The sequence below is a fragment of the Microcystis sp. M44BS1 genome (assembly GCF_020244875.1).
GTDB lineage: Bacteria > Cyanobacteriota > Cyanobacteriia > Cyanobacteriales > Microcystaceae > Microcystis > Microcystis panniformis.
Map to the genome: position 1 here is coordinate 1 of NZ_JADBVM010000086.1, position 5,746 is coordinate 5,746.

Below are 5,746 nucleotides of genomic sequence, written 5' to 3' on the forward strand. Positions count from 1 at the left end.
GGTCGAGGGAATCAACAATAAACTTAAACTAATAAAACGGAGAGGCTATGGCTTTAGAAACTTTCGGAATTTTTGGGTTAGAAGTATGTTATCTTGGCATCTTGTATGTTGATTTAGCATAAAGAGTAACGAAGAGCCGAAAATGCAAAGTAGCATTCATAATCTTTATTTTTGCTAGGATTTACGAAATTTGTAAATGGTGGATAGCAACAGTAAAATCCACCGAAACTTTCTAGGGGGCGGCGATCACACTAAGCAACCAGCCGCAAACCAATGTTTATATCGTTGCTAAATTAGGATTTGTAAGCTCTTGCCACAAAATACGCAATACTACCAGACCCAGAGTTACAGTTTATCTCAAGGGTGATACCATTCTTTGATGACATCCAACTTTGCTTGTTTGATGAATCTGTGGCTTCGGCAGCCTGTTGTGCAGATATGTCTATACCACAATAGCAATTGTTGTCAACATATATACTAGTTAAAGGACACTCAACCCCAAAACTAATATCATGTGTTTTATATGAGAAGGTAAAGCCATATTGGGTACCAAACAGCGCATCCTCTCTTTTTTCTGTAGCGATAAAACCAGCAGTGATTACGTTGCGAACACCAGGGATAGTAACAGCTTGGGGAATTGGAGTTGTCATCAACATAGGTTTTCCATGTACGTTATAGTCATTCTTAAAAACCAAGTCATCGTCAAGTTCATTGATCAATAAAATGATGCAATTTGCTGGCTTCTTCATAAAGTAGATAATGGGGATAAGGATAGCTATTACCACTACAGCGGCTATAGCACACACTAATCCTACGGTAGCCGCTTCAACTCCAACATAGGCAGCGACCGCTTCAACTGCACCTACTACAAGTTTTTGAACTGCTGGGGTTATTGCTGCCGCTCCAAGGGCCACAACCCCAGAAATTATTAATTGAACTGTCACAGTTGCTGCATCATCTTTCTCCATAGTCTTTAGACGTGCCGTACCATCTAATATAACATGAAGCTGACTCATAATAGCATCACCTTTAGCATTGATCAAATTTTGATATTGCTTGTCAGTGAGCGCGATGGATGCTGTTTGATCGGTATTCTCCAAATTTAATGCTTTAGCCAAATCATGTTTCGCGTAATTTAGAAAATGATTGTGTAGTTCCTCTATTTCCTCTTGCGATTTTGCTTTGTCAAGCGCTTGTGCATATTCTGGAACTGCTTGACGAATTAATGCTAACGCCAAATCATCTTTCGCTTTCCTTAGAAGCCCAGTGTGTAGTTCCTTTATTTCCTCTTGCGATTTTGCTTTGTCAAGTGCTTGTGCATATTCTGGAAATGCTTGACGAAAAGATACTTTTAAGTCGTGTAATGATGCAGTCATTTTTTTTTAGAAATAAACAAGGTAGATTATTTACAATAGTAAATCTTATTTTCATTTTACACAACCAAAGTTTACCAACTTAAGAAAAAAGTTAGTAAAATTCCCCAAGTCTTTACCCCGCCTAACTTACAGCCTCTCAACCCTCCCGCAAAAATCCTTAACTTGGGAAAAATCCCCAACTTTACCAACTTAAGCCCAAGCTTTGTCAAAATATCCTGACAATCTCTCCACTCTCCCAACCCAAAACTTTGGCTTCATAGCCAAAATCACAAAAACCGAGATAGGAGTATCCCACTTTTGTCATCTGGACAGGCTAGAAAGCTTACCCCACAGTAAAAATGAGTAGCGCATCTTGCCTGAACAAACTTGGGACGATCCCACAGCGACAAACCGATAATGAAAAAAAGCCCAGCCTTAACAACCCTGAAATTAACTTTAAAACCCGAACACCAAAAGCTGATCGAAGCCAAACTAAGTAGCTGGTTATAATTAAATTAAAAATGGATTTTAGCTTCGATCCCCCCTGCCCCCCTTGATAAGGGGGGTGCCGATAGGCGGGGGGATCCCCCCTGCCCCCCTTGATAAGGGGGGTGTCTGACAACTTTTAACGCCTACCTACTTAAATACAGGGCGTTATGCCAATCCAGATGAAATCATTGCCGAAGCCTTGCAATTACTCAGTAAACGCGATCGCTATCAACAATGGGCAATCGAGTTTGATCCCCCTAAATCCTCCGTTCGGACCTCGGCGTGAGACTTCGGCGTGAGCTCAGTCGAACGCTCGGTCGAACGCTGAGCTCACGGCCGAAGCCTTAAAAAAGGGGACTTTCTTGAAGAGGCGAAGGAATTGACGGGGAAACCGCGATAGAATCAGCGATCGCCCGATAAATCTCTATAATATTCTATAATATCGAGTATTCCCCCATCCCAAACCAGCCATGACAGCCAAAGAACAACTCCTACAGGAAATCGAAAAAAGCTCCGAGCCACTCCTACAAGAAGTTCTCGACTTCCTCTTGTCGGTACGCTCAGAAAAATATCCTGAAACTCGTAAACCCATCTGGCAAATCGCTCAGGAAATTATGGCTGATGTTCCGCCAGAAATTATCGCTCAACTCCCCACCGACGGAGCCGAACAACACGATCATTATCTTTATGGCACACCAAAACGTAAAGAATGAAAATAATTTTTGCCGATACCTTTTACTGGATAGCGTTGCTTAGTCCTAGAGACACTTGGCATCTCAGAGTCATCGAATGGAGCCAATCTAACCCTCATGTATCGCTAGTGATGACAGACGGTATTGTTGATGAAATTTTTGCTCATTTCTCTAAACAAGGCGACATTATGCGCGGTAAGGCCGTAGAACTTTATCACAGTATTCTTGATGATCCCAGCATTCAACTAATTTCTTACCATCAAGGACTAAGAAAGCTAGGAATAGAACTTTATGCCAGTCGTCTAGATAAAGGCTATAGCCTTACCGACTGCATTTCAATGATGGTGATGAAACAAATGGGAATTTATGAAATACTCACCCATGATAAACATTTTACCCAAGAAGGTCTAACTATTCTTTTTTGATAACTCAGACAGAATCCCATTATTGATCTCCACAAAATCGGGCATCGTCGGGAAATTAAAGAAGCATAACCGCAATCGCCTAACCCTAACTTTCAAGAACAATATAGACTCTTTTCTGCCGAACCTCTTAAATTCAGACTAAACTAGACTATCACTGCAATATCATAGACTTAGTTAAGAAAATTGTTAGAGAACTTTAACCATGCTCAAACATTATGACGTGACCATCGAAGGCGATCGCATCCAATGGCTAGGGGAAAAGCCCAAAGCACAGAATATTCGCGCCATCATTATCATTGAAGAAGAACCATCTCTCACAACCCAGGTAAAACGAACGACCCCTGCTCATTTAATCGGTAAAGGCAAAACCTTAGGGGATATTGTTAGTCCTATTGTGGATCAAGAAGATTGGGAATGCCTAAAATGATCATCCTTGATACCCATATTTGGTTTTGGTATATCAATGAAAACTTTGAGCAATTTCCCTTAGAATGGACAGCCCAGATTCGACAAGCAGATAGCGTAGGAGTATCCCCTATTTCTTGTTATGAAATAGCCTTAGCCCATCATAAAGGTCGTTGGGAGCATCTCACTTACGCGATGAGTAATTATACTTAGCCTAAAAGCCACTCTTAATCGTGTCTTGGAACGAAATAGAGGCTTTTAAAGACTGCGTACATGGAGAATTAAAACAAGAATTACCCTCGAAAAGCCTATTTTTCCACTAAGTATTTATGCTCATTGCAAAGGTGAGATGCTCCCAGGTCGTTTAGCACTGGATATTCCCATCCAACAATGGCTTATTGATGCCCTAAACCCTTCCGGCATTGAATTATTGCCCTTAACTCCAGAAATTACCCTAAGAGCCGTTAATCTCTCTCCCGTTCACAAAGATCCCTTTGACCGCGTTATTATTGGTACAGCCTTGGAATATCAAGCAAAAGTCGCCAGTATTGATAGCTTATTTCCCAAATATCCCGAACTCAAAGATTATCTGATGTCAGCTTAGAAGCCTACTCTCCAAATCTGAAACTTTTAACTCAAAAATTGATATTGCTGCTGAACAATTAGATCGAAGCGAAGGAATTGACGGGGAAAACGCGATCATTAGAATTAGGTATCGTTGGGAAATTGATGAATCATAACGGCGATCGCCTAACCCTAACTTTCAAGAAGAATATAGACTCTTTTCTGCCGAACCTCTTAAATTCAGACTAAACTATCACTGCAATATCATAGACTTAGTTAAGAGAATTGTGAGAGAACCTTAACCATGCTCAAACATGATGACGTGACCTGAGAGGGCGATCGCTTGTTGAATCCTGTGGAAAATAATGATAGAATGCAAAAAGTGTAGATTTCAATGTGAAAGCGATTTATACAGAAAGCTTAGGAGTTAATTTATGCGAACAATTACCTTGCAAATTGACGATAGCATTAGTGAAAAATTTCTATGGTTACTTGCTCGCTTCTCTAGAGACGAAATTAAAATTCTAGAACAATCAGATTACGTCAGTGATGACGAATATCTAAGGGGAATCGAAGGAATGATTCAAAGTATTCAGGCAGCCCGTGATGAATCTATTGAACAGAGCTTAAGCTTAGATGAGTTAGATTGGTAATGTATAAAATAATCTTTATGACCCAATCTCAAAAAGATGCAAAAAGGAATGATCGCGTTTTGGGAAATGTAGAAGGAAATTTATCAAGCATAACGGTGATCGCTATAATATCGAATATCTCCCGTCCCCAAAACTCCCTACTCCCTTGACCAGCAAGCAATGAAAAGTGTCACCTCAAGTAAATTACAAAATAACCTAGACCAACTGCTCGATGAAATCCTCAACACAGGAAAACCCCTAGAAATTGAGCGCAACGGCAAACGATTAATCATTAGTCCCGTTGAAACCGTAGATAAATTACAAAAATTAATTTATCGTCCTCAAGCCATTATTGGCGATCCCGATGATCTTGTACAAATCAGTTGGGAACAGGAGACAAACCTTGATTTACCTTGATACTCATATTGTTGTCTAGCTTTATGCAGGGCTAACTGCTAAATTAAGCGATTGCGCCAAACATCTAATTAACGAGAATGAACTCTATATTTCGCCGATAGTAAGGCTAGAGTTACAATATTTATACGAAATTGGGCGAATTACTGAAAAATCAGACGACATTGTTCTAGAATTAGTAAGTTGCCTTGATTTAAAGGTATGTAAAAAAGATTTTAATTTAATTATTAATCAGTCTGTCATTATTAACTGGACTCGTGATCCCTTTGATCGCTTAATTGTTAGTAACGCTTCAGTAGATAACCACATTTTGCTAACCAAAGATTATCACATTTTAAATCATTATGAAAATGCCGTATGGGATTAATCACAATCTATGGGAAATTGATGAAGCATAACCGCGATCGCCCCATTCAATCGCTAAATAACGATAGACTCCCATCGGTTAAGTACATAGTAAATGTTCAAGGAGAATCATCGGTGATCTCACCTAGTTAAAATCCTGACTCCTAGTGCCAACTTTAAATCTTGTAAAAAAAGTAATTTTTTCTATCCCCACTGATTACCATAATAGAAAATTCTGCTAACCCCTACGTTGATGAGGTAACTTATGGAACAGTCAACGGCTAAATAGAACTCTTGCAAATTAATTATATGTTATAATGATGGGTTAACTAATTTTCCCAAAAAAATTAGTTAACCAGTACATTAGTCCTGAATGAAAACTTGAAGTTTAACTTTTAACTCAAAACTCTTTAGATATGCTTTAA

9 protein-coding genes are annotated in these 5,746 nt (G+C 39.4%); 8 read left to right on the forward strand and 1 reads right to left on the reverse strand.

Going from position 1 to position 5,746, the window contains the following annotated elements; translation table 11 throughout:
• On the forward strand, window positions 1-112 hold a 112-nt coding region (locus IM515_RS06050; protein ID WP_071784045.1), incomplete at its 5' end, for a transposase.
• A 181-nt stretch (window positions 113-293) separates the two neighbouring features.
• On the opposite strand, the gene IM515_RS06055 is transcribed toward IM515_RS06050, so the two are convergent.
• A complete protein-coding gene (locus IM515_RS06055) occupies window positions 294-1,376 on the reverse strand; it encodes a hypothetical protein (RefSeq protein ID WP_287628352.1) in 1,083 nt (360 codons plus the stop codon).
• Between the two features lie 938 nt (window positions 1,377-2,314).
• Between IM515_RS06055 and IM515_RS06060 the strand changes: the two genes are divergently transcribed.
• From IM515_RS06060 to IM515_RS06090, 7 genes are all read left to right on the forward strand, one after another.
• A complete protein-coding gene (locus IM515_RS06060; RefSeq protein WP_002797536.1) occupies window positions 2,315-2,557 on the forward strand; it encodes a hypothetical protein in 243 nt (80 codons plus the stop codon).
• Window positions 2,554-2,961 carry a type II toxin-antitoxin system VapC family toxin gene (locus IM515_RS06065; RefSeq protein ID WP_002769351.1) on the forward strand — a complete coding sequence of 136 codons (408 nt, stop codon included), beginning with the start codon at window positions 2,554-2,556 and terminating at the stop codon, window positions 2,959-2,961. The genes IM515_RS06060 and IM515_RS06065 overlap by 4 nt, the downstream gene beginning before the upstream one ends.
• Before the next feature lie 202 nt (window positions 2,962-3,163).
• The gene (locus tag IM515_RS06070) at window positions 3,164-3,388 is read left to right on the forward strand and encodes a hypothetical protein (RefSeq protein ID WP_287628353.1); all 225 of its coding nucleotides are present in this window, start codon (window positions 3,164-3,166) and stop codon (window positions 3,386-3,388) included.
• Complete coding sequence (locus IM515_RS06075) at window positions 3,376-3,579, forward strand: hypothetical protein (RefSeq protein WP_287628354.1); 204 nt, start codon at window positions 3,376-3,378, stop codon at window positions 3,577-3,579. Before IM515_RS06070 ends, IM515_RS06075 begins: the two co-directional genes overlap by 13 nt.
• A gap of 136 nt (window positions 3,580-3,715) precedes the next feature.
• Window positions 3,716-3,970, forward strand: coding sequence for a type II toxin-antitoxin system VapC family toxin (locus IM515_RS06080; protein WP_425589511.1), 255 nt, complete (start codon window positions 3,716-3,718; stop codon window positions 3,968-3,970).
• Window positions 3,971-4,364: 394 nt separating this feature from the next.
• Window positions 4,365-4,583, forward strand: a complete 219-nt coding sequence (locus IM515_RS06085; protein WP_002769355.1) for a hypothetical protein — start codon at window positions 4,365-4,367, stop codon at window positions 4,581-4,583.
• A gap of 159 nt (window positions 4,584-4,742) precedes the next feature.
• Window positions 4,743-4,979 (forward strand): type II toxin-antitoxin system Phd/YefM family antitoxin, encoded by a 237-nt coding sequence (locus tag IM515_RS06090; protein ID WP_002769357.1) that lies wholly within the window; start codon window positions 4,743-4,745, stop codon window positions 4,977-4,979.
• The last annotated feature ends 767 nt before the right edge of the window (window positions 4,980-5,746 follow it).